At 57.7% G+C, this 22050-nt stretch carries 24 protein-coding genes; 13 read left to right on the plus strand and 11 right to left on the minus strand.

Going from position 1 to position 22050, the window contains the following annotated elements; translation table 11 throughout:
* Positions 1-5: 5 nt before the first annotated feature.
* Both flgC and flgB read right to left on the minus strand, forming a co-directional pair.
* Entirely contained in the window at positions 6-407 is a 402-nt protein-coding gene (gene flgC, locus AC5DB9_RS07470) for a flagellar basal body rod protein FlgC (protein WP_022959841.1), read from the minus strand.
* A gap of 3 nt (positions 408-410) precedes the next feature.
* Positions 411-815, minus strand: a complete 405-nt coding sequence (gene flgB, locus AC5DB9_RS07475) for a flagellar basal body rod protein FlgB (RefSeq protein ID WP_022959842.1) — start codon at positions 813-815, stop codon at positions 411-413.
* Between flgB and AC5DB9_RS07480 the strand changes: the two genes are divergently transcribed.
* From AC5DB9_RS07480 to AC5DB9_RS07495, 4 genes are all read left to right on the plus strand, one after another.
* On the plus strand, positions 780-1100 hold the full coding sequence (locus tag AC5DB9_RS07480; protein WP_272991145.1) for a hypothetical protein: 321 nt from the start codon (positions 780-782) through the stop codon (positions 1098-1100). The two genes, flgB and AC5DB9_RS07480, sit on opposite strands and share 36 nt — an antisense overlap.
* A gap of 73 nt (positions 1101-1173) precedes the next feature.
* Positions 1174-1881 carry a flagellar basal body P-ring formation chaperone FlgA gene (gene flgA / locus AC5DB9_RS07485; RefSeq protein WP_272991144.1) on the plus strand — a complete coding sequence of 236 codons (708 nt, stop codon included), beginning with the start codon at positions 1174-1176 and terminating at the stop codon, positions 1879-1881.
* Positions 1882-1960: 79 nt separating this feature from the next.
* Positions 1961-2254, plus strand: coding sequence for a flagellar biosynthesis anti-sigma factor FlgM (flgM, locus tag AC5DB9_RS07490; protein WP_272991143.1), 294 nt, complete (start codon positions 1961-1963; stop codon positions 2252-2254).
* Between the two features lie 5 nt (positions 2255-2259).
* On the plus strand, positions 2260-2649 hold the full coding sequence (locus AC5DB9_RS07495; RefSeq protein ID WP_169530711.1) for a flagellar export chaperone FlgN: 390 nt from the start codon (positions 2260-2262) through the stop codon (positions 2647-2649).
* On the opposite strand, the gene dinB is transcribed toward AC5DB9_RS07495, so the two are convergent.
* Positions 2646-3692 (minus strand): DNA polymerase IV, encoded by a 1047-nt coding sequence (dinB, locus tag AC5DB9_RS07500; protein ID WP_272991141.1) that lies wholly within the window; start codon positions 3690-3692, stop codon positions 2646-2648. The genes AC5DB9_RS07495 and dinB overlap by 4 nt on opposite strands.
* Positions 3693-3846: 154 nt before the next feature.
* Here dinB and AC5DB9_RS07505 point away from each other — a divergent pair, with 154 nt between their 5' ends.
* Positions 3847-4248 carry a hypothetical protein gene (locus AC5DB9_RS07505; RefSeq protein WP_022959847.1) on the plus strand — a complete coding sequence of 134 codons (402 nt, stop codon included), beginning with the start codon at positions 3847-3849 and terminating at the stop codon, positions 4246-4248.
* 10 nt (positions 4249-4258) lie between these two features.
* On the opposite strand, the gene AC5DB9_RS07510 is transcribed toward AC5DB9_RS07505, so the two are convergent.
* Positions 4259-4549, minus strand: coding sequence for a DUF1244 domain-containing protein (locus AC5DB9_RS07510; RefSeq protein WP_272991140.1), 291 nt, complete (start codon positions 4547-4549; stop codon positions 4259-4261).
* A 115-nt stretch (positions 4550-4664) separates the two neighbouring features.
* Between AC5DB9_RS07510 and AC5DB9_RS07515 the strand changes: the two genes are divergently transcribed.
* Complete coding sequence (locus tag AC5DB9_RS07515; RefSeq protein ID WP_272991139.1) at positions 4665-5351, plus strand: histone H1-like repetitive region-containing protein; 687 nt, start codon at positions 4665-4667, stop codon at positions 5349-5351.
* A 5-nt stretch (positions 5352-5356) separates the two neighbouring features.
* Here AC5DB9_RS07515 and AC5DB9_RS07520 read toward each other — a convergent pair whose 3' ends face one another.
* The 3 genes from AC5DB9_RS07520 to AC5DB9_RS07530 all read right to left on the minus strand — a co-directional run bounded on the left by AC5DB9_RS07520 (position 5357) and on the right by AC5DB9_RS07530 (position 9063).
* Positions 5357-6499, minus strand: a complete 1143-nt coding sequence (locus tag AC5DB9_RS07520; RefSeq protein ID WP_272991138.1) for a helix-turn-helix transcriptional regulator — start codon at positions 6497-6499, stop codon at positions 5357-5359.
* Between the two features lie 104 nt (positions 6500-6603).
* Entirely contained in the window at positions 6604-7392 is a 789-nt protein-coding gene (locus AC5DB9_RS07525; RefSeq protein ID WP_022959851.1) for an SDR family oxidoreductase, read from the minus strand.
* A gap of 138 nt (positions 7393-7530) precedes the next feature.
* The gene (locus AC5DB9_RS07530) at positions 7531-9063 is read right to left on the minus strand and encodes an acyl-CoA synthetase (RefSeq protein ID WP_491732037.1); all 1533 of its coding nucleotides are present in this window, start codon (positions 9061-9063) and stop codon (positions 7531-7533) included.
* 176 nt (positions 9064-9239) lie between these two features.
* Here AC5DB9_RS07530 and AC5DB9_RS07535 point away from each other — a divergent pair, with 176 nt between their 5' ends.
* The gene (locus AC5DB9_RS07535) at positions 9240-10046 is read left to right on the plus strand and encodes an acyl-CoA thioesterase (protein ID WP_272992941.1); all 807 of its coding nucleotides are present in this window, start codon (positions 9240-9242) and stop codon (positions 10044-10046) included.
* 81 nt (positions 10047-10127) lie between these two features.
* Here AC5DB9_RS07535 and AC5DB9_RS07540 read toward each other — a convergent pair whose 3' ends face one another.
* From AC5DB9_RS07540 to AC5DB9_RS07550, 3 genes are all read right to left on the minus strand, one after another.
* Positions 10128-10568, minus strand: coding sequence for a hypothetical protein (locus AC5DB9_RS07540; protein ID WP_022959854.1), 441 nt, complete (start codon positions 10566-10568; stop codon positions 10128-10130).
* A 90-nt stretch (positions 10569-10658) separates the two neighbouring features.
* Positions 10659-11795, minus strand: coding sequence for an acyl-CoA dehydrogenase family protein (locus AC5DB9_RS07545; protein WP_022959855.1), 1137 nt, complete (start codon positions 11793-11795; stop codon positions 10659-10661).
* A 40-nt stretch (positions 11796-11835) separates the two neighbouring features.
* On the minus strand, positions 11836-13023 hold the full coding sequence (locus tag AC5DB9_RS07550) for an acyl-CoA dehydrogenase family protein (protein WP_022959856.1): 1188 nt from the start codon (positions 13021-13023) through the stop codon (positions 11836-11838).
* Between the two features lie 283 nt (positions 13024-13306).
* On the opposite strand from AC5DB9_RS07550, the gene AC5DB9_RS07555 reads away from it, so the two are divergent.
* On the plus strand, positions 13307-13741 hold the full coding sequence (locus AC5DB9_RS07555) for a Zn-ribbon domain-containing OB-fold protein (RefSeq protein WP_022959857.1): 435 nt from the start codon (positions 13307-13309) through the stop codon (positions 13739-13741).
* 28 nt (positions 13742-13769) lie between these two features.
* Positions 13770-14957, plus strand: coding sequence for a lipid-transfer protein (locus tag AC5DB9_RS07560; protein WP_022959858.1), 1188 nt, complete (start codon positions 13770-13772; stop codon positions 14955-14957).
* 83 nt (positions 14958-15040) lie between these two features.
* Here the strand turns inward: AC5DB9_RS07560 and msrA are convergent, their stop codons facing one another.
* Entirely contained in the window at positions 15041-15688 is a 648-nt protein-coding gene (gene msrA / locus AC5DB9_RS07565; RefSeq protein WP_022959859.1) for a peptide-methionine (S)-S-oxide reductase MsrA, read from the minus strand.
* Between the two features lie 204 nt (positions 15689-15892).
* Here msrA and speD point away from each other — a divergent pair, with 204 nt between their 5' ends.
* From speD to AC5DB9_RS07585, 4 genes are all read left to right on the plus strand, one after another.
* Entirely contained in the window at positions 15893-16348 is a 456-nt protein-coding gene (gene speD, locus AC5DB9_RS07570) for an adenosylmethionine decarboxylase (RefSeq protein ID WP_022959860.1), read from the plus strand.
* Positions 16341-17192 carry a polyamine aminopropyltransferase gene (gene speE / locus AC5DB9_RS07575; RefSeq protein WP_272994179.1) on the plus strand — a complete coding sequence of 284 codons (852 nt, stop codon included), beginning with the start codon at positions 16341-16343 and terminating at the stop codon, positions 17190-17192. The genes speD and speE overlap by 8 nt, the downstream gene beginning before the upstream one ends.
* 142 nt (positions 17193-17334) lie before the next feature.
* On the plus strand, positions 17335-19587 hold the full coding sequence (locus tag AC5DB9_RS07580) for an arginine/lysine/ornithine decarboxylase (RefSeq protein ID WP_022959862.1): 2253 nt from the start codon (positions 17335-17337) through the stop codon (positions 19585-19587).
* Positions 19588-20004: 417 nt separating this feature from the next.
* Positions 20005-21990, plus strand: a complete 1986-nt coding sequence (locus AC5DB9_RS07585; RefSeq protein WP_272994177.1) for an OmpA family protein — start codon at positions 20005-20007, stop codon at positions 21988-21990.
* Positions 21991-22050: the final 60 nt, after the last annotated feature.

The raw sequence follows: 22050 nt of genomic DNA on the forward strand, positions 1-22050 counted from the left end.
AACTCCTACTCTTTGCCAAGCTGCAATGCCCGCAGCGTCAGGGTCTTAACCGTTGAAAACACTTCGGCATTGTTCTGGTAGGAGCGCGATGCCGACATCATGTTCGCCATCTCCTCTACCGTATTCACGTTTGAGCCGTAGACATAACCATCGGCATCGGCCAGCGGATTGCCGGGCTCGTAGCGCTTGGGAATGGCCGCGTCGCTCTCCACAATGCCTGCCACTTCAACCCCCGCTGCATTGCGTTGGGCATCAAGCACGGTGGAAAACACCGTCTGCCGCGCGCGGTAAGCTTGGTCGGCACTGCTGGCAATCGTGTCGGCATTCGCGAGATTGCTGGCCGTGGTATTGAGCCGCAGCATCTGGGCATTCATTGCCCGCGCAGCAACATCCAGCGGATTAGCCATGGCTTACTGCCCTCCCGACAACACCGACTTCATGCCGGCAAAACGACTGCTGAGAAAACTCATAGTGGCTTGATAGCGCAGGGTGTTATCAGCAAACGCGGTTTGCTCGACACTTTCCTCTACGGTATTGCCATCCAGGGACGGTTGCTGCGGGACGCGGTACATCACCTCGGCCGTGCCGCTACCCGCCGTCGCGCTGTTGGCAATATGGGCGCCATTACTCAGGCTCAGCGACAGCTGTTGCCCCGCACTGACCTCGCCCATTGCCTGTTTGAAATCGATATCCCTTGCCTTGTATCCGGGGGTATCCGCATTGGCGATATTGTTGGCCAGCAACTCCATGCGCTGCTGGCGCAGCATCAGCGCTTGCTGATGAACACCGAGAGCTTTGTCGAAATTGATTGCCATATTTTTTTACCGTTTCCTGCTAAAGGTTTTCGCGTTGTGGCCGTTAGATGTGTAGAGAATGTTTCTAACGACACGCCTTATCTCCGCTTTGCCCTTCCCAACGCAAACGCCGTGCCATATTTTTTTATTGTTATTTTTCAAATAGATAACGAAAAACGACACTGCCAGCGCCAGATTTCCGGCAAGGCTTTGCCGCCTTTTCCGAAAGGAACCGGCAAGACTTTGGCAGCGACCGGCAATCGCGTTTTCTCACCACTGGCACGCCACTTGCTCAATCCCTGTTAGAAGACGGTCTGACGCCAATTTTTTGGCGGGCGCCACAGGCGGGAAACGAAGCAGAGAATAAGGAGGGCAGACGATGACGACATGGCATAAAGCAGTGCTGATGCTGTGCACTGCCCTGCTTATTGGTCCGCCAGTATCGGCGAGCACCAGTGGCATCGAGTCAGCGCAACGGATCAGCGATACCGCGCGACAGTACATTGCCAAGCGCCATCCCTGGCAGTCGCAAACCACCCGCGTCAGTGTCGGCAAGCTGGACCCGCGGACTCGTCTGCCGCGATGCAGTCAGGCGCTGGAAGCTTTTTTACCGCCAGGCGCCCAGATTCGCCGACGTACCACCGTCGGGGTTCGCTGCAGTGGCCAACAGCCGTGGAAAATCTACCTGCCGGTTACCGTCGCGGCCTATGCCAAGGTCATGGTGAGCAAACGCCCCATCGCGCCCGGTGAGACCGTCACGCCCGCGGATGTAAGCTGGGTGGAGCGGGAAGTATCGACGCTCTCTTACGGCTACCTGCGCTCGCTGCAGCAGCCGGGTGGCATGCGCAGCCGACGCAGCATTGCTCAAGGTGCCGTGATTACCGCCAATATGCTGGAAGCCGGTACGCTGATCAGCAAAGGCCAGCAGGTCACTTTGCGCAGCGACAGCGGAGCGATTTCGGTCAGCATGCGTGGCCTGGCACTGGAAGACGGCGCCGTGGGCTCGCTGATCAAAGTCCGAAACCTGAGCTCGGGCAAGCAGCTGGAAGGCCGTGTGGAAAACGCCAACACGGTAATACTGAAATAGTTCTAAAGTTTTTTCGGTCGCTGCCGTTAGAGAGGTAAGGCAGCGTCAACGCCACAGACAGAAAGGATGAGGAATCAACATGGTCGAACGCATTAATGGCAGCCCGGTAGGCCAGCCGCGTCGGATCGACAGCGGCAATGCCAGCCAGAAAGCCGAAGACAGCAAAGACGTCACGACGTCGGCGAACCCTGCCTCAAGCGCTGAAACCAGCCTGCTGGAACGCGCTCGTGCGGGCATTGAAGCCAGCGACGGCGTGGATCGCCAGAAGGTCGAAGCGATTAAAACCGCGATTCGCAACGGTGAATTCAGCATCGATGCCGATCAGGTCGCCCGCGCCTTTATTGACCTGGAACTGCAAACCAACCCGGCGTAATGGTGATGAGCGATCTTCAACAGGAACTGCTCAGTCACAGCCAGCGCTTTGAAGCCCTGCTGCAGGAAGAGCTGGACACCCTGCGTAATGGCGGCGACGCCGATCGCCTGCGCGAACTGGCAGAGCAAAAGATGGATTGCAGCCAGAGTCTGGAGAACCTCGACCGCTATCGTCGCCAACAGCCAGACAGCCCCGCGCCCGACAGCGAGGTACTGGAGAGCCTGCGACGCTGCCGCGATCTGAATGAGCGCATCGGGCATTTGCTGGAGCGGCGGGCAGACTACAATGAACAGGCCATGCAGGTTCTCGGTCTCAGTACCGTTCCACTGCGAACCTACGACGCCGAAGGACGTCGCGGCGCCAATGCGTACAGCCGCAACCTCGGCGAGGCTTAGAACAGACTCAGCTGACTGGCCTCGTCCTCCTCCGCAAACCTGACACCGACCCCCATTAATCGCACCGGGCTTTCGAGTCTCGCCCAAGCTTCCTGCATCAGCGGCGCGTAACAGGCCGTGTCCAGCCCCTGTGGCAAGCGCCGATCGACCGTGGTAATGCGAAACTCCCGGCTTTTCATCTTTACGAAAGCACCGACTATCGGCAGCCCCGTCACCTGTCCCAGCCGTTTCTGGAGTTCCTCGATCAACTGCACCAACGCCGCATCGGCCTCGGCCCCCGGCACCACGTCAGTGGCAAAAGTACGCTCGACACTCAGTGACTTGCGACGGCGTTCAGGCTTAACCTGGCGCTGATCCTCGCCGCGCGCGTAGCCATAAAGCTGACGCCCAAAGCGCCCGAAGCGTTCTACCAATGCCAGCTCCGACCACGCCTGTAACTGCTCACAGCTTTCGATACCAAGTGCCGACATTTTGGCGGCCATGACTTTACCCACACCGTGGATTTTGGACACCGGCAAATCGCGAACAAACGCCGCGACCTGGTCGGGCCGAATCACCGTCAGACCATCGGGTTTCTGCCAGTCACTGGCAATTTTGGCGAGAAACTTGTTCGGCGCCACACCGGCGGAAATGCCAATGCCCACTTCGGTTTTCACCTCGTGGCGGATCGCTTCGGCGATACGGCTGGCACTGCCCTGAAAATGCGGTGACTCACTCACGTCCAGGTAGGCTTCATCCAGCGACATGGGTTCAATGCAATCGCTGTAGCGCTCAAAAATCTCCCGTACCTGCATGGCTACCGCTTTGTACTTCGCCATGTTCGGCGGCATCAAAATCAAATCGGGGCAACGCTGCACAGCAACTGCCGTGGGCAAGGCCGAGTGCACACCGTAGGCGCGGGCTTCATAGTTACAGGTTGCGATCACCCCTCGACGCGAGGACGCCCCGCCGATTGCCAGTGGCCGACCAAGCAGCGACGGGTCATCCCGCATCTCAACCGAGGCGTAGAAACAGTCGCAATCACAATGAATGATTTTTCGCATGAAGGGGAACGCAAGCCAGCGGCGCCAAACCACGCCAAACCCGATACTGTATAAACATACAGAAATTACCTGAAGCGGACGGCATTGTCACGCCCGCAACTCCGGTATACTGTGCGCCCTTAACATCAATGGCAGTAGTAAAGGACATCACTGAATGAGTATTGGCAGCTGGACACCCGAAACCGAAAAAGCCGCGATCAGTATCGACAAGGCTTGGTTGAAGCGTTGTATCACGCTTAGCGACGAAGCCTCGTTGTCAGCACTCCCTGCTCCGTTTACCGATGAAGAGCTGCAACGTTACAGCCCGGTCATGCGGCTGACTCTCGCACCCTGGCAGGAAGCCGTTGCTGATTTGAGTAACGACGAACTCATTGCACTCATTCGCTTTTTCACCGTTGCTGAAGAACGTATCAGCGGCTGGGATGCCGGTGCGGAATCCCCCGCCATCTGGATCAATAAAGTGCTGCGTCAACGTGGCGAAAAACTGTCGGTAGAGACGCTTCGCTGGATTCGCGCCAACAGCAGCAACCGCTTTATTCCCAACGGCGGATTATAGTCGTCGTTTATCAGGCATTTTTATTATTGAAGGCGGCCAGTTGCTCAGCGCTGGCCTCACGCTGATACTTATCTTTCCACTCCCCGTAGGGCATGCCATAGACCCTCTCACGGGCAGCATCGTAGTCAACACTCTCACCCATCTCCTCAGCGGCGGCAACATACCACTTCGACAGGCAGTTGCGGCAGAAGCCCGCCAGGTTCATCAGCTCGATATTCTGCACGTCTTTGCGACTGTCGAGATGCTCTAGCAGACGTCTGAAAACAGCGGCTTCAATCGCATCAGTTCGTGTTTTTTCCATAACAATGTCTCTTCTTGTGCTCAGTTTGTGTTCATTATCAGAAAATTTGCTATGTTAAGCCAACGAACAGACTTCCTGCTCGCGATGCCCTAACCCAATAAATGGAGTCATTAGCATGGCTAAACAGAAACTGGACCCTGTAGCACTCATCAGTAAAGAGATCGAATCTCTCGAAAGCAAAGTGGAAAAACTGCGTGACCGGCTTATCAGCGATGCAGAGAAAGCGATGGATCGCGCGAAAGCCCAGGCTGAAAAAGCCAAGGTCAAAATGAAGGCAGAGCAGGACAAACTGCGCGAGCTTCAGCAAAAGGCCAAGAGCAATATGGACAAAACGGTTGAGCGTCAGCTTGAGCGTGCACACAAGGCGATTGATGCCGCCAAGGAACTGGAAGTCGATGCCAAGGCGCTGGTCATTATGGCCCGCGACCAGATCAAAGAACTGAAGTCGGATTATCAGCGTGCTCGCGCCATGGCGAAGGCCGCGCATACTGCCGCTAAAGATTTCGACAAGAAAAACCCCGCGCCGAAGAAGGCTCCCGCCAAAAAAGCCGCGGCTAAAAAGGCAACGGCGAAAAAAGCGGCCGCCAAGAAAGCACCGGCTAAAAAGGCTCCCGCAAAGAAAGCTGCGGTGAAGAAGGCACCTGCCAAAAAAGCCCCCGCCAAGAAAGCACCAGCTAAAAAGGCTCCCGCAAAGAAAGCGGCAGTGAAGAAAGCACCGGCTAAAAAAGCCCCCGCCAAGAAAGCGGCAGCCAAAAAAGCACCGGCTAAAGCTGCAGCGCCCTCACCGAGCAGCGGTAGCTGATCACCCTACTCGTCGCTGGCCGGTGACCCGGCCAGCGTCACCACACTGTTCAATATCAACTGAATCAGCTGCGTCTGTCTGGCCACTCCCGTTTTGGAGAACACCGAGCTCAGGTGCGACTTGGCCGTATTCCTGGAAATATTCAGACTCTCCGACGCTTCATCCAGGCTCTGTCCGTTAACCAGACGAATAGCCAATTTGGATTCCGCCGGCGTCAAACCGAACAGCGCAATCAACACATCACTGGGTGCCTGACGCGGCGCCATGGGGTCACTGATAAATACCGCGACGGCCGGACTGGGTTCACTGCCGTGATCGCTTAACGGCAATGGCCGCAACAGCAGACTCAGGCCGCTGATCGCATTCGCCGCAGCGCTGATACGAAAGGCGCGAACACAACCCGCTTCACGATGATGGTGAGCGTCGATCACCTCGGCCAGTAATTCACGGAATGCCTGCTGCTCACGAGCATCGCTGAACTTGAGGCGCTGTCCCAGCGACGATTGCACGCTGTGCTGCTCCAGCAGGCGCGCCGCAATAGGGTTGCCCTGAATGACACGCCCCTCAGCATCCAGAGTGAGTACACCAACAGACAGGCTGTCGATCGTGTCCGCATAAAAGGCTCGCTCACTTTCGCTTTCCCGCAAGCGTGAATAGATTTCCACGGCTTGCTTGATATGCGGCAGCACCGACTTACAGAGTTGCTTTTCCCGCTCGCCGAAATCGTCCCGGCTCGCCGGGCGCGTCACCCTCAAGCGGGCCAGCAAGCGATTGCCATCCCACAAGTCCGCGCCGAGAATATGCCGCACATTGGCAGGTTGAATGTAGTTGCGGTAGTACTCGCTGGCCTCAAATTCGGCCGACGATACATACTCCGCCACGGTCACAACTTCCCCATCCGGCAGGTTCACGAAGGGGTCGAGCGCAAAATAGGTTTCGTTGTAGGCGTGGTAGATTTCAGGCGACACAACCAGCGCATTGAGGATCACACCGGGGTCGTGCTCATTGGGGGGTCTCAGCAGCAAGGTCCCGTAATTGCCGCCCAGCAGATCGCGCAGCTGATCGAGAAAACGCTGCCATGGCGGCGTCTCCAGCGTACCGCCATACAGCGCGTAGAGCAGCGCATCCATACGCGGTGGAACTGACATATCTGTCGACATAGCAAACCGGGACCGTTGTGAAGCACCAGCCCCGATTCTAATGGCTGAGTAGCGTGAATTCACCTCTGTACTGCTAATTCGTCTGCCGCAACTTAATGCGGCAGATATTCACCACCGTTCACATCCAGTGCCGCGCCGGTAACGGCATGAGCATAGTCGGAGCCAAGAAAAATGGCCGCTTTGGCACAGTCAGCATCGTCGGGAATCCGGCGCAGCGGGATATTGGCCGCCACCGCCGCCTTCTGTTGTTCTACCGTCGGGCCGCCCGCCTCTTCGGCCATTTTGAAGTAGCCCTCGACAGACGGCCCCCACATCCACCCCATAAACGCGGAGTTAACGCGAATATTGTCGGGCCCCAGCTCCAGAGCCAGGTGCGAAGTCGCATTGGCCAATGCCGCTTTCGACGCGCCATAACCCGCCTGGCTGGGCATCGGTTTGCGGGTGACCATGGTATTGATCATGACAACCGCACCACCGCCCTGCTTTCTCATATGCGGCACGGCTTCCAGTGTCAGCCCCATGGTGCCAAAGAAATTGACATCCATCGCTTCCCGCCAGCTGCCCAGATCAGCCTCGGCAATGGGCGTAAACGCGCCGGGAACATAGGCGCTGTTGAACAGTACATCGATACGACCGAAACGCTCGACGGTGGCAGCGACCAGTGCAGCACACTGCTCGCGGCTGCTGATATCTGTCGGCACCTTCAGCAATTCATTGCTCAGCCCGGCCTCCCGAATCAGCTTTTCTGCATCATCGAGCTTCGCTGGCGTGCGCGCGCACATGGCAACTTTGGCTCCCTGACGAGCCGCTTCCAGGGCGAGTTCCTGTCCCAGTCCAGGACCGATTCCCGATACAATGACCACTTTATCTTTCAGCAACATCTGACTTTCCTGTTATTTTTCTGCGGTGTAAGAGATGGAAGAAAGACTATCCGACGACTGCCCCGGCAGCACCACCCGTTCGGGTGGCGGACAGCGAGCCGCCCGCCGCGGTTCATTAAGCCAACCGCCCCCAGGCCTTCAAGCGTAGCGCTGGCGATACTTTTCCTGCAGCGGCTTTTTATACATCTTGCCGTTGTCCTTTCTCGGCAAACGTTTTTCTACATAGAACGCTTTGGGGCATTTCACCGACGACATACGTTCGTGGCACCAGCGATTGAGACGCTCACAGAGATCGCCCTCATCCACACTGTCTGATGCGGGCTGAACCACTGCCACCACGCGCTGCCCGAACTCCTCGTCGGGCAGACCGAAGACCGCCACATCCGCAAGTTCAGGATGGGCTATCAACAGGCTTTCTATTTCCTGCGGGTAGATATTTACGCCACCGGAAATCACCATGAAATCCTTGCGATCAGCGAGATAGAGAAAGCCCTCATCATCGACATACCCCATATCGCCCACTGTGGCCCAGCCTGCAGGATGATGGGCCCCGGCCGTTTTCTCCGGTTCGTTGTGGTACTCGAAGCCTGCGAAGCCGGAAAAGTAGATCATGCCGGTTTCGCCCTGAGGTAACTCCTCGCCGTCATCATCGACGATGTGCAGGTCTCCCATTAACGGCAGTCCCACCGATCCCGGATGCGATAACCACTGGGTGCTGTTAATGGCCGTCATCCCAATACCTTCGCTGGCGGCGTAGTACTCATTGATGATCGGCCCCCACCAAGCAATCATCTCGCGCTTAACCGACGTGGGACAGGGCGCCGCCGCATGCGTTGCCACTTTCAGGCTGCCCAGGTCATACGCCTCTCTGACATTCTGAGGCAGCTTCAGCAGGCGAACAAACATGATCGGCACCCACTGACTGCAAGTCACTCGGTAGCGTTCAATAGCCGCCAGCGAACGCTCGGGGTCAAAACCATCCATAATCACCACCGTGCCCCCCAGCGCCATCGCTGCCATGGCACTGTGCATGGGCGCGGCGTGGTACAGCGGTGCCGGTGTGAGGTAGACAGAATCCGCCTCGATACCCAGAAACGCGGCTATGCCCATAAGCAGTGGCGACAGTTCGTCAAAGGCCAGCTCCGGGCGGTTGGGCTTGATACCTTTAGGTTTGCCGGTAGTCCCGGAGGAATAGAGCATGGGGATACCGGCTAGCTGACGCGCCATCGGCGTGCCAGGTTGAGCCGCCATAGCGGCGTCGAGACTTTCAAAATCATCGGTCTGCCCCTCGCTGACATACCAATGTTCAACAGGCAGCGCCTGGCGATCCAACTGACGGGCAATGTGAAGGTAGCGCGGCGAACTGATAAACAACTTCGCCCCGGAGTTCTCCAGAATATAGGCCACCTCATCTGCAAGCAGATGACTGTGCAAGGGTGTAAACACCAAGCCACAACGTTGCGCCGCCCAGGCAATTTCAATAAACGGTAGACAGTTTTCCAACTGGAAGGCAATGTGGTCGCCAGCGCTCAAGCCACATTGATAAAAGTGTCTCGCCAACTGGTTTGACGCCGCATCCAGCTGTGCATAGGTGAGCGATTCACCACTGTCAGCGAGGATGCAAGCGGCTTTATCGGGGGTCGATTGGGCATGGTGGTGAGGATGCAGCACAGTAATACTCCCGTGTGATTATTATTGTTGCCCACAAGACGCCGGGCGTGTCATCGACAATAAGCGCTTCCTCCTCGCGCATCAAGATTGCGATGACGACATTCCAAGACGGGCGTTGTTAGCAGCGAACACATTAACCTATACTGCAAAAATTGAATCGACCACGAGGACAGACGATGAGTGCATTCTCCACGCTGATGCAAACGGTAACCGCCGAGGGTGAGGGACAATTCAAGGCGTCGATCACCGACAGCTGGCTACAGGGAAGAACCGCCTTCGGAGGACTTAGCACCGCTCTGGTCACGGCGGCCATGCGCCAGCAGGTCGCCTCAGAACGCCGCTTGCGCGCATTGTCTGTCAGCTTCGTCGGCCCGGCGCCGGCCGGTGACCATCAGGTATTGCTGAGACCGCTGCGCGAAGGCGGTTCCGTAACGCATATTCAAGGCGAACTGCAATGCGACAGCGAGGTCGCCACGATGGTAACGGCCGCCTACGGCAAGGATCGCGCCTCGGCCATCGTCACCCCCTCAGCCCCTCGCCCGGCAAATATCACATCGCCGGAAGACAGCGAGTCGATGCCGTATATCGAAGGCATTACCCCAGCATTTACCCAGCATTTTGATATGCGTCTCGCCAGCGGCTCACTACCCTTCAGCGGCGCTGACTCGGCAGACTTTGCCATGTGGCTCGCCTACAAGGACGCCACGGTCATGGATGAAAACGCCATGATCGGCCTCGCCGATGCTCCGCCGATGCCCGGACTGAATCAGGTCAAAGGACTCGGTGTGGGCAGTTCATTAAGCTGGTATCTGGAGTTTCCGGAGCTGTCTGCCGATGCGCAGCACAGCGAAGGTTTGTGGTATCTGGATTATCGCTGCCAGGCGGGCAGCAAGGGTTACTTCAGCAACTACGCCACCATCTATGCGCCCAACGGCGAAGCCGCAATGTTCAGCCGGCAGGTCGCCACGGTGTTCGAAAAATAGTGTACGAGAAATCAAGCGCCCAATAAAAAACGCCCCTTCCGGGGCGTTTTTTATTGGCTATCGTGATCAGCGCATCAGCAATCAGGGCCGACTCTCCTGAACACTGCCCGCGGGTACATCTTTGAAGTACAAACGGAACGGCAGGCTTTTCTGGTTACCCAGATAGATATAAAAACCGTAGCGGTCGTTGGCGTAGTCTTTAACAAACTCGTAGCGCGGTTTCACAACCGGGGCATCCGGCTCGACTCGCGGCGCCGTTACGAGGACTTCCTCAATTTCCCGCGCCGGGGTATCGCCATCGGCTGGCAGTGATACCAGCACACGGTATTCCCCGTTGCCATGCGGCTCCACCGACTCAACACGTGCACCGGACACGCTATCGACAAAACCTTCACGGCTCTCAATGACGCCACTTTCCATCACATACAGCGGCTTGGGCGCGGGTGCTTGGGGCTGCTGCGCACAGGCGCTAAGCAGAACGGCTGCTGCAACAGACAGCAGGGAAGAACGTCGTAGAGACATGGGCGTATCCTTTACCTGTGTTTACTGCGATGCATGCTACCACCTGACTGCCACAATAGCAGCCAGGTGATGCCGCGAAAGCACAGCGACTCAGGCGCAGAAGGCCTCGCCAGCCGCTATTTTTTCGCCCAGCGCAGCCAGGTTGCGAGCGGAACCGCCCAGCATCATCTCGTTGTGACGCAGCCAGGTGCAGTAACGCCACAGTGGGTAGTCACGATCAATACCGGTGCCGCCATGGAGATGCTGCGCCGCATAGCTGACGCGGTGGCCCACGTCGCCGGCCCAGACTTTGGCGATCTGCACTTCCACAGACGACTCCACACCGTCGTCAAGACGGCTGATCGCCTGATAGCAGTTCAGACGCAGACATTCCACATCGATAAAACAGTTTGCCGCGCGGTGACCCACCGCCTGGAACGTGGCGATCGGCACACCGAACTGCTGACGCTCCGCCGTGTAGGAAGCCGTCATGCGCATGGCCTTGTCCGCCGCACCGAGCTGATGAGCACACAGCGCTGCCGTCGTCGTTTCGCTGAGCTGCTTGAGCAAGGCTGCGGCCTGATCACCGCTTGCCAGCACATTGTCGCTACTCACGCTCACGTCGTTTAAGGTCAGGCGATATTGAGGCTCGTAGGTGCTGACTTCCATCGCCTCGAGGCTCAGCCCCGGCATCCCGGCTTGCAGCAATACCACCACGGGTCCCGCTTCGCCCGCCGCGGCCAACAGAATATGGTCGGCCTGTTCAGCAAACGGTACGCAGAGCTTTTCACCGCTGATTTGTACCCCCTCTGCCGACGCCTGTGCACGGCACAACAGCGGCTGAGTCGGGTCTTCATTGTTCGCTTCCATCAGTGCTGCCGTCAGCAGAACGTCTCCACTGACCGCGCCGGGCAGCAGTCGCGCCTTCTGCTCATCGCTGCCAAATTGCTGAATGGGCAGTGCCGCTGATATGCAGTGGGAAATATAGGGCAGTGGTGCGATATTGCGCCCCACTTCTTCCGCGATCAGGCCTGCCTCAAAAAAGCCAAAACCCATCCCGCCATACTGTTCATCAATCGCCACTCCCAGCAAGCCAGCCTGGGCAATCTGCGCCCAGAGTTCGCGATCAAATCGCGGGGCCTGGTAGCGGTCATATTGCGCGAGTTTTTCCGGGGTCACCTGCTCGCCGAGAATTTCCCGTGCCAGGTTCTGTACATCGCGCTGCTGTTCTGAAAATCCGAAGTCCATAGCTGTTCTCTCTCAAAGTCGTTTACGGGGTCTGTTGCGCTCAGCGCGATGCACGTGGCATCCACAAACCAGCAGCCGAAATAATGTCGCGTTGAATTTCGTTGGTACCGCCACCAAAGGTGATGATGGACGCCGTACGATAAAGCCGCTCGATGCGCGCCGCATGGGGATCTGCCCCCGGCGTACGACGGTTGATCATGGACGCCTGACCAATGATCTCCCCCAGCAGTCGATACACTTCAATAAAGAATTCAGAACCGTAAACCTTGGCGGCAGAAGCATCGGCCATTTCCAGCTGCCCCTCAGACATCGCCCAGGCCTGCTTGTAGCAAACCAGCTTCAACGCTTCGATACCGGCACGGACTTTGGCCAGATTCATTTGAATCCAGGGTTGATCCACCAGTTTGCCGCCTGTCGGCGCATCGGTCTTGCTGGCCCAGCGCACGACGTTATTGAACAGTTCTGCGGTAGGGCCGAAGTTCACCAGACTCAGGCGCTCGCGATTCAGCTGGCTGGTAATCAGCTTCCAGCCGCCATTCAACTCACCGACCAGTGCATCGTCACCGACCCGGATGTTGTCGTAGAAGGTGGCATTGGTCCGCACGCCGCCAAGCGTAATCACCGGGCTGCAGGACCAACCGGGATCACTGGTCGGCACCATGAACATGGAAATGCCTTTGTGGGGCTTGGGGGCATCGGGGTCAGTGCGACAGGCCAGCCACACGTAGTCGCAGAAATGCGCCAGACTGGTCCACATTTTCTGGCCATTAATCAGCCAGCCATCACCCTCTCGAACGGCCGTCGTCTTCAAGCTCGCCAGATCGGTGCCCGACCCCGGCTCTGAATAGCCGATAGCAATCAGGCACTCGCCCGCCAGAATCTTCGGCACGATTTCGCGCTTCTGCCACTCGTTGCCGTGCTCGGCCAGCATCGGGCCGACAGATTCGGTAGTCAGGAAGGGGAAGGGATAGCCCGCACGCATGACTTCTTCCACAAAGATGAACTGCTCAATCGGGCTCAGTCCACGGCCACCCAATTCCTTGGGCCAACCCACACCAATCCAACCATCGCGCCCCATCTGCTTGAGCGCCTCGCGCCACAGGGGGCCGCCGCCCTCGCCCATATTTTCATCGCACTCAGCCTTGAGCTCTGGCGTCATCAACGCCTCGAAGTAGGCGCGAAGTTCCTTGCGCAGCGCGTTCTGCTCGGCGCTAAACTCAACTTTCATTATTGTCGTCCTCGTGATCGCAAGCGGTTGCGTGGTTGGGCACCATCGATAGTGCCCGTTTTTGACATGTCGCCATCATAAATTTCCCCGGTGCACCAGCAATTGCAAAAGTTCTCATTGCGATGACATATGCGGTCATCACTGGTCACTGAGCCGATACGCGAGCGGCACCGCAGCTCCACCATTCAGACGATAGCTGTGCCACAGGCGCCCTGAGATCATTGGCGGCTGTTTTTTCTCTCACTCAGTGGTGCCCTCAGGCATCCTCAAGCGGAGACTCGGCATGAGTGACAAAGCTGTACAGGCGGCGATTGAGGGCTGGTATACCCTCGACACCGACACCCCTCACCTGATCGGCGCCCAATGCGATGCCTGTGGCACCTATTATTTCCCCAAGAAGCTCAGCTTCTGCCGCAACCCGAATTGCGACGGGGAAAGTTTCACCGAAGTGGAACTGAGCCGCAGCGGCAAGATCTGGTCCTACACTAACGCCTGCTACAAACCCCCGGCGCCCTTCGTGGCAGAAGAGCCGTTCGAGCCTTACGCGATTGCTGCGGTAGAGCTGGAAAAAGAGCAGATGATTATTCTCGGCCAGGTTGTTAAAGGCGTGGGTACTGAGTCGCTGAAAGTCGGTCAGGAGGTCGAGCTGGTTCTCGAGCCCCTGTTCGAAGATGACGAGTCGGTAAAAATTACCTGGAAGTGGAAGCCGCAGGGCTGAGACCGCCGCGCAAGAATTGGAGAAAGCAATGAGTAACGATATCGCGATCCTCGGCGTCGGCATGCACCCCTGGGGTAAGTGGGGCCGAAACTTTACTGAATACGGCGTACACGCCGCCCGCGCCGCACTTAAAGATGCCGGCATTCCCTGGCAGGACGTGCAGTACGTGTCCGGTGCCGCCACCATGCGTTGCGGCTATCCCGGCTATGTCGCCGGGGCGACCTTTGCCCAGGCCCTCGGCTGGCAGGGCGCACAAGTGAATACATCTTATGCCGCCTGCGCCTCCGGCTCACAAGCACTGGCAGCGGCCCAAGCCAAGATTCTGGCAGGCGAATGTGAAGTCGCACTGGTCGTCGGCGCCGACACCACCCCCAAGGGCTTCCTCGCCCCTGCTGGCGGCTACCGCCCCGACGACCCGGACTGGGTACGCTTTTACCTCGGTATTACCAACCCGACCTATTTCGCACTGTATGCCCGTCGCCGCATCGACTTGTACGGCGATACCGAGGAAGACTTCGGCCTGGTCAAAATCAAGAACAGCGAGCACGGGTTCACCAACCCGAATGCACGCTATAAAAAGAAATTCACCATGGAAGACGTTAAAAACTCCGCCATGGTGGCCGACCCACTGCGCCTGTTGAATATCTGCGCGACCTCCGATGGCGGCGCGGCGATGATCGTATCGAGCATGGATTACGCCAAGCGCATCGGCAAAGGGGATGCGGTGCGTGTCGCCGCGGTCTCTACCGTGACCCCGACCTTTGCCAGTGCCGTGGTGGAAATGCCCGACATTGCCACCGATTCTGCGGCCGCCGCCGGTGTTGAAGCACATCGCTTCCGCGCCGCCCTGCCCGCCAAAGCCTACGAGCAGGCGGGTATCGGCCCCGAAGATGTCAGCGTGGCCGAGGTGTACGACCTGTCATCGGCGCTGGAAATGGACTGGTACGAAGACCTGCAGTTCTGCGCCCGCGGTGAAGCCGCGCAGTTGGTCCGCAATGGCGACACCAAACTCGGTGGCCGCCTGCCAGTGAACCCCTCCGGCGGTCTCGCCTGTTTCGGTGAAGCGGTTCCGGCCCAGGCGCTGGCCCAGGTTTGCGAACTGACCTGGCAGCTGCGCGGCCAGGCTGGCGAGCGTCAGGTAGACGGCGCCAAGGTCGGCATTACCGCCAACCAGGGCCTGTTCGGCCACGGCTCATCAGTGATCGTGAAAAAATAAGCCCGACACTGACAGGAAAACAAAAGGGGCCGTTATGGCCCCTTTTTTATACGCGCAGATATCCACTTAACTCCCCTATCCACTTAACTCCCCGAGCACAGAACCCCGGTTCCTCCCAGCCCACAATAGCCGCCGGGATTCTTATCCAGATACTGCTGATGATAAGGCTCGGCATAATAGAACGGTCCGGCGGGCTGAATCTCGGTGGTAATTGTTCCCAAGCCAGCCTTACTCAGCGCCGCCTGATACTGGTCGCGGCTCTGCTCGGCCTGCGCCTGCTGAGCGGCGGAAAAGGTATAAATGCCAGAGCGATACTGGGTACCGACATCGTTGCCCTGGCGCATCCCCTGTGTCGGATCGTGACTCTCCCAGAAACAGCGCAGCAGCGCATCGAGTTCGATGTCCGCAGGCCGATATACCACCAGCACCACTTCGTTGTGTCCGGTCATCCCCGAACAAACTTCCTCATATAGCGGATTGGGCGTGTGTCCGGCACTGTAGCCAACTGCCGTGGTGTAGACGCCCGGCAACTGCCAGAATTTGCGTTCGGCTCCCCAAAAGCAGCCCAAGCCCACAATGAGCTGCTCACAGTCTTCCGGCCAGGGGCCGAGCAATGGCGTGCCCAGCACCGTATGCGTCTCCGGCACCGTCATGGTCGCATCTCGTCCGGGCAAAGCCTGTTCTGCGCTGGGAATAACGGCAGGCTTGCGAAGGCGGTCAAAGAGGTTCATGGCGGCGCTCCTGTTGTGGTTGGCGAGACAACTGCTACTATGCCCTGATTCACCGCTCAGGTGCCAGTGCCGCAAAGCTACACGCGGCGCGGTATTCGCGGCGATTTCGCAGCATAAAAAATCACTGGGATTTTTTATTGCTATTTGCCGACAAACACGTTTAAATCGCCGCCTCTTTTAACCCTCGCGGAGGATTTATGCTAGATGAAAAGCTTGGATCTTATGCCCTCTCTGGAGGCTGGCGCTGCCAAAACTAATCCGATCACTTCTTCGGACGAAAATCTCGATCATTTCATCGTGCGCGACGGCGTCGCCTACGCTGGCACGCATCTGATCATCGACCTCTGGGGTGCTTCTCACCTCGACGATATCCCCCGCATGGAAAAAGCCTTTCTGGACTGCGTGAAAGAATGTGGCGCTACCCTGCTGCATATTCACATGCACCACTTCACCCCCAATGGCGGTGTCTCCGGTGTCGCGGTTCTGGCTGAGTCCCATATCAGTGTCCACACCTGGCCCGAACGCGATTACGCCGCTTTCGACGTTTTCATGTGCGGCGATGCCAAGCCTGAATTGGCGGTCGGCATCCTGCAAAAGGCCTTCAACCCCTCGCGCATCGAAGTTGGCGAAAATCTGCGCGGGAGAATGGACGATGTCTGAGTGGTTTGACGAAACCCTCCACAGTGGTTATCACCAGGGCTTCCGCGTGAAGGACGTCCTGTTTGAAAGCAAAACCGAACACCAGCACCTGGTCATTTTTGAGTCTGTCGACTTCGGCCGAGTCATGGCGCTGGACGGTGTGATTCAAACCACTGAACGCGATGAGTTCGTCTACCACGAAATGCTCGCCCACGTGCCGCTGTTTGCCCACGGTGCCGCCAAAGACGTGCTGATTATCGGTGGCGGCGATGGCGGCCTGCTGCGCGAAGTGCTGCGCCATCCCGAAATAGAGCGCGCGGTTCAAGTGGAAATCGATCAGGCGGTTATCGACATGTGCGTCGAGTATCTGCCCCGCCACTCCAATGGCGCCTACGAGAACCCCAAAGCGGAAATCGTCATCGGCGATGGTATCGACTACGTGCGCAACTGCGATCGTCAGTTCGATGTGATTCTGTCGGACAGCACCGACCCCATCGGTCCCGGCGAAGTGTTGTTCACCTCACCGTTCTATGAAGGCATCAAGCGCTGCCTGAAGCCCGGTGGCGTCTTCGCTGCACAAAATGGCGTCGCCTTCATGCAGCCAGACGAAGTCAGCACGACGCACAAGCGCCTGTCGCCACTGTTTGACGACTGCCACTTCTATGCAGCGGCAGTGCCCACCTACGTCGGCGGCATCATGACCTTTGCCTGGGCCAGCGACAATGCCGCGCTGCGCAGCGTTCCCGCAGAGACCATTGCGCAGCGGGTCAAAGACAGCGGCATCAAAACACGCTACTACACCCCCGCATTGCACAGCGGCAGCTTTGCTCTTCCCCAGTACATCCTCGATACGCTGAGCGAGTAAGCCTCCCTGAACACGGCTCTGCGCAATCTGCGAAGGCGTGCCCAAGCCGGCACGCCTGAACTCACATTTTTCTTCTGTTTACGCTAGGCTAGGACCACGTCACCTAGGGCATCCTTATTTTATTTCGAGTGAGCATTTCGCCATGAAATTTCGTTTTCCCGTTGTGGTTATCGATGAAGACTTCCGCTCCGAAAACATCTCCGGCTCAGGCATTCGCGATCTGGCCGACGCCATTGGTCGCGAGGGCATGGAAGTTGTCGGCTTTACCAGCTACGGCGACCTGACTGCCTTCGCGCAGCAGGCAAGCCGGGCCTCCTGTTTTATCGTTTCCATCGATGACGAAGAATTTGGCGACGGCAGTGATGATGGCGCCAGCCAATCCCTGGAAGCCATTCAGGATTTTCTGCAAGCCGTAAGGCAACGCAACACCGATATTCCGGTCTTCCTGTACGGCGAAACCCGCACCTCGCGCCATATCCCCAACGAAATTCTGCGGGAGCTGCATGGCTTCATTCACATGTTCGAGGACACGCCGGAGTTTGTGGCGCGCCATATCATCCGCGAAGCCAACAAATACCTGGAATCGCTCGCACCGCCGTTTTTCGACGCCCTGATGAACTACGCCAGCGACAGCTCCTACAGCTGGCACTGCCCCGGCCATTCCGGCGGTGTCGCGTTTCTGAAAAGCCCGGTGGGGCAAATGTTCCACCAGTTTTTTGGCGAGAACATGTTGCGCGCCGACGTCTGCAACGCCGTCGAGGAACTGGGCCAACTGCTGGACCACACCGGCCCGGTCAGCGCCAGTGAGCACAATGCCGCACGCATCTTTGGCTGCGACCACCTGTTCTTTGTCACCAACGGCACCTCCACCTCAAACAAGGTCGTGTGGCACTCCGTGGTCGCGCCGGGCGATATCGTGGTGGTCGACCGCAACTGCCATAAGTCGATATTGCACAGCATCATCATGACCGGCGCGATTCCGGTCTTCCTGACGCCTACGCGCAACCACTACGGCATTATCGGACCGATTCCCAAAAGCGAATTCGATCCCGAGTCAATCCGCCGAAAAATCGAGAACCACCCCTTTGCCCGACATGCCGAAGAGAAGAAGCCGCGTATTCTGACCATTACCCAAAGTACCTACGACGGCATTGTGTACAACGTCGAGGAAATCAAAAGCATACTCAACGCCAGTATCGACACCCTGCATTTTGACGAAGCCTGGCTGCCCCACGCGGCCTTCCACCCCTTCTACAAAAACATGCACGCCATCGCCAGCGACCGCCCTCGCGCCGATGACACACTGGTATTTGCCACACAGTCCACCCACAAACTGCTGGCCGGATTGTCTCAGGCCTCACAGATTCTGGTGCAGAACGCCAACAACCGCGAGCTGGACACGCACCGCTTTAACGAGTCCTACCTGATGCACTCGTCGACCAGCCCGCAGTACGCCATCATTGCGTCCTGCGACGTCGCGGCGGCGATGATGGAGCCTCCGGGCGGCGCAGCGCTGGTCGAAGAGTCCATCATGGAAGCGATCGACTTCCGCCGTGCCATGCGCAAGGTCGACGCCGACCATGGCGACGATTGGTGGTTCAAGGTATGGGGGCCGGAAGAGCTCGCCGAAGAAGGTATGGGCGAACGCGATGACTGGGTAATTCACTCCGATGACCGCTGGCACGGCTTTGGCGATATTGACTCGGGCTTCAATATGCTCGACCCGATCAAGGCGACGATTATTACCCCCGGACTGGATGTCGACGGCAATTTCGACGAAGCCGGCATCCCGGCATCCATCGTCAGCAAGTACCTCGCCGAGCACGGCATCATCATTGAGAAGACAGGGCTCTACTCCTTCTTCATCATGTTTACTATCGGCATTACCAAAGGCCGCTGGAACTCCATGGTGACCGAGCTGCAGCAGTTCAAAGATGACTACGACAACAACCTGCCCCTGTGGCGGGTCATGCCGGAGTTTGCCCGCAAGCACCCGCAATATGACAAAGTTGGGCTGCGCGATCTGTGCAATGGCATCCACAGCGTTTATAAAGAGTACGATCTGGCGCGCATCACCACCGAGATGTATCTCTCAGACATCGAGCCGGCGATGATTCCCGCCGATGCCTGGGCAAAAATGGCACACCGAAAAATCGAGCGGGTGCCCATTGATGAACTGGAAGGCCGCACCACCGCAATGCTGGTTACGCCCTATCCGCCCGGTATTCCGCTGTTGATTCCCGGTGAGCGATTCAACGCCACCATCGTGCGCTACCTGCAATTTGTCAGGGACTTCAACGAACGCTTCCCCGGCTTTGAAACAGACTGTCACGGTCTGGTGAAAGAAAACGTCGACGGCCGCGACGAGTATTTCGTTGACGCCGTCATCGATTGATGACCTTCCGCCCCGGACACGCCGGGGCACTCCCTCCTTCAACCGCCCAACTAACGCAACTAACACAGCAGCTATGTGAGCATGATCACAGTTCGAGCATCCTCGGTTTGTGCAAAATCACTATGTCACGCTATGTAACATGCAAGTAGGTATTTTTCACAGCAAGGCTTCCTTTTCCTGCGGAATGTACTTATAACGCAGGTTAATATTTACGGTGTAGCAGGCGCATCGCTCAACGAGCACCCACACCCGCAAAACGACTAGCAAACCCTCGGGCACCCAACGTGTGTAATCATCGCACTAAGCTAAGAAGACGCCTCAACCGACATACTGCGTCTCTCAGTCACTCCCCGAGGCAACCTTGATTCCCAGTAACGACACGTACCAATTATGCGTAAACTTATAGAGGCAAAGGATATGCAACGTCCGACATCTTCAATTCTGCCCGCAGTTGCCACCAGTTTGGCAATCACTTTTGGCGGCGTTCAGAGTGCCAATGCCCAGCTGCTTGGCCTTCTGGGGATCGGTGCCACCACCGACGATCAAGCGCAGCTCATCGATCTGCCGTCGCTGCTCGGCCCCATTACCGAGCCTCTTGGCCAATCTATAAGCCCATTAGTAGACGCACTGGATACAACTCTGGACCCACTTACAAACCCACTGGATGAATTCTTGCTTAATCCGGTATTGGGAGGACTCGATCCGATAACAAGCCCACTACTGGGTGCACTTGACCCGGTTCTTATGCCGGTTGATGGCATAGTCTTCGACTTAACAGGTGGTTCCCTGCGCGACGCGTTGGTCGTGGGTGACCAGTTTAACCCTGCCGACGGTGACGGCACAGTGAATGACCTTCTCGGTGGCCCGACCGACCCCAACAGCGGAACTGAAGCTGGAGAGCTGTCCCCCTTGCCCCTGATTACCGGTCCATTGGGCGACTCACTGACGCCGCTGATCGATGCACTGGATACCACACTGGACCCACTCACAGATGCTTTAGATTCTTTCGTTCTGGATCCCCTGCTTCTGGTATTAACGCCCGTTACCGACCCATTGCTGAGCGTTCTTGAGCCGGTCACCGATCCGGTCGACGGTCTGGTATCGGACTTGACCGGCGGCAGCCTGGAAGACGCCCTGTCTCGCATCGACGACAACGTTGATGATGGCAACGGCTTGGTCAACGACCTGCTCGGTGGCGAGCAGGACCCCGACAGCGGCACAGAGGCTGGCGAAGCGTCTCCGGCACCGGTGGTAACCTCCCCGCTAGGCGCAGGCTTGACACCTCTGGTTGATGCCCTCGACGCAGCGCTCGACCCCCTGACCGACGCGATTGATGACAACCTTGGCGAACCTCTTCTCGACGCACTTAGCCCGGTCACGGAGCCTCTACTCGGTGCCATTTCACCTGTCACTGACCCCGTCGACGGCCTGCTGGCCGAAGTCACTGGTGGTAGCCTGGAGGACGCCCTCACCAATAATGATGTCAACACAGCAGATGGTGATGGCTTGATTAATGACCTTCTCGGCGGAGCACAAGACCCCAATAGCGGCACCGAAGATGGCGAAACCACCATTCTGCCGCTGACCGGCGAATTGGGCGACGCTGCTGGCGACCTGCTGGATGCACTCGACACCACGCTCGATCCACTGACCGACGTGATTGACGAGAATATTGGCGAACCTCTGCTCGCCGCACTCGACCCCGTTCTGGACCCGGTGACCAGCCTGATTGAGTCCGTCACTGACCCGATTGACGGCGTGCTGAGCGACGTGACTGGTGGCAGCCTGGAAGATGCCCTGACCAACAACGACGATAACCTCGACGATGGCAACGGTCTGGTTAACGACCTGCTCGGCGGCGGTAGCGGCAATGGCGGCAGCGATCTCGATGGCGGCCTGGACGACAACAACAACCCCGCACTGGTCGGCCTGCTTGCCGCCACAGAGCTGGACGGCGCATGTAGTGATGCCGATGCCGACGGCGTGTGCGATGATCAGGACCGTTGCGCAGACACCCCTGCCGGCGCCCTCGTACTGCCGAACGGCTGTCATCTGGACGGCATCAATCCACTGCGCCTCGACGGCGTCTTCTTCGAGTTCGACAAAGCAACACTGACAGCGGAGTCGGTGACGACGCTGGATAAGGCCGTCGAAGTCATCAATGCCTCCGCTGCTGAACGCCTGGAAATCGCTGGCCATACCGACTCGAAAGGCAGCGACGAATACAACCAGGAGCTTTCTCAACGCCGCGCAGAAGCCGTAAAAGCCTACTTCGTTGAGCACGGTATCGACGCCGCTCGACTGGAAGCTCGCGGCTATGGCGAAGGCCAGCCCACGCATGACAATAGCAGTGACGAAGGACGCGCCATGAACCGTCGCGTCGAACTCAAGGTATTGGACTGATTCAACAGCATCAGCACATTCTTCTAACGAATTGGACACTTATTCAGGAGACAAAACATG

The organism is Spongiibacter sp. (assembly GCF_984394615.1).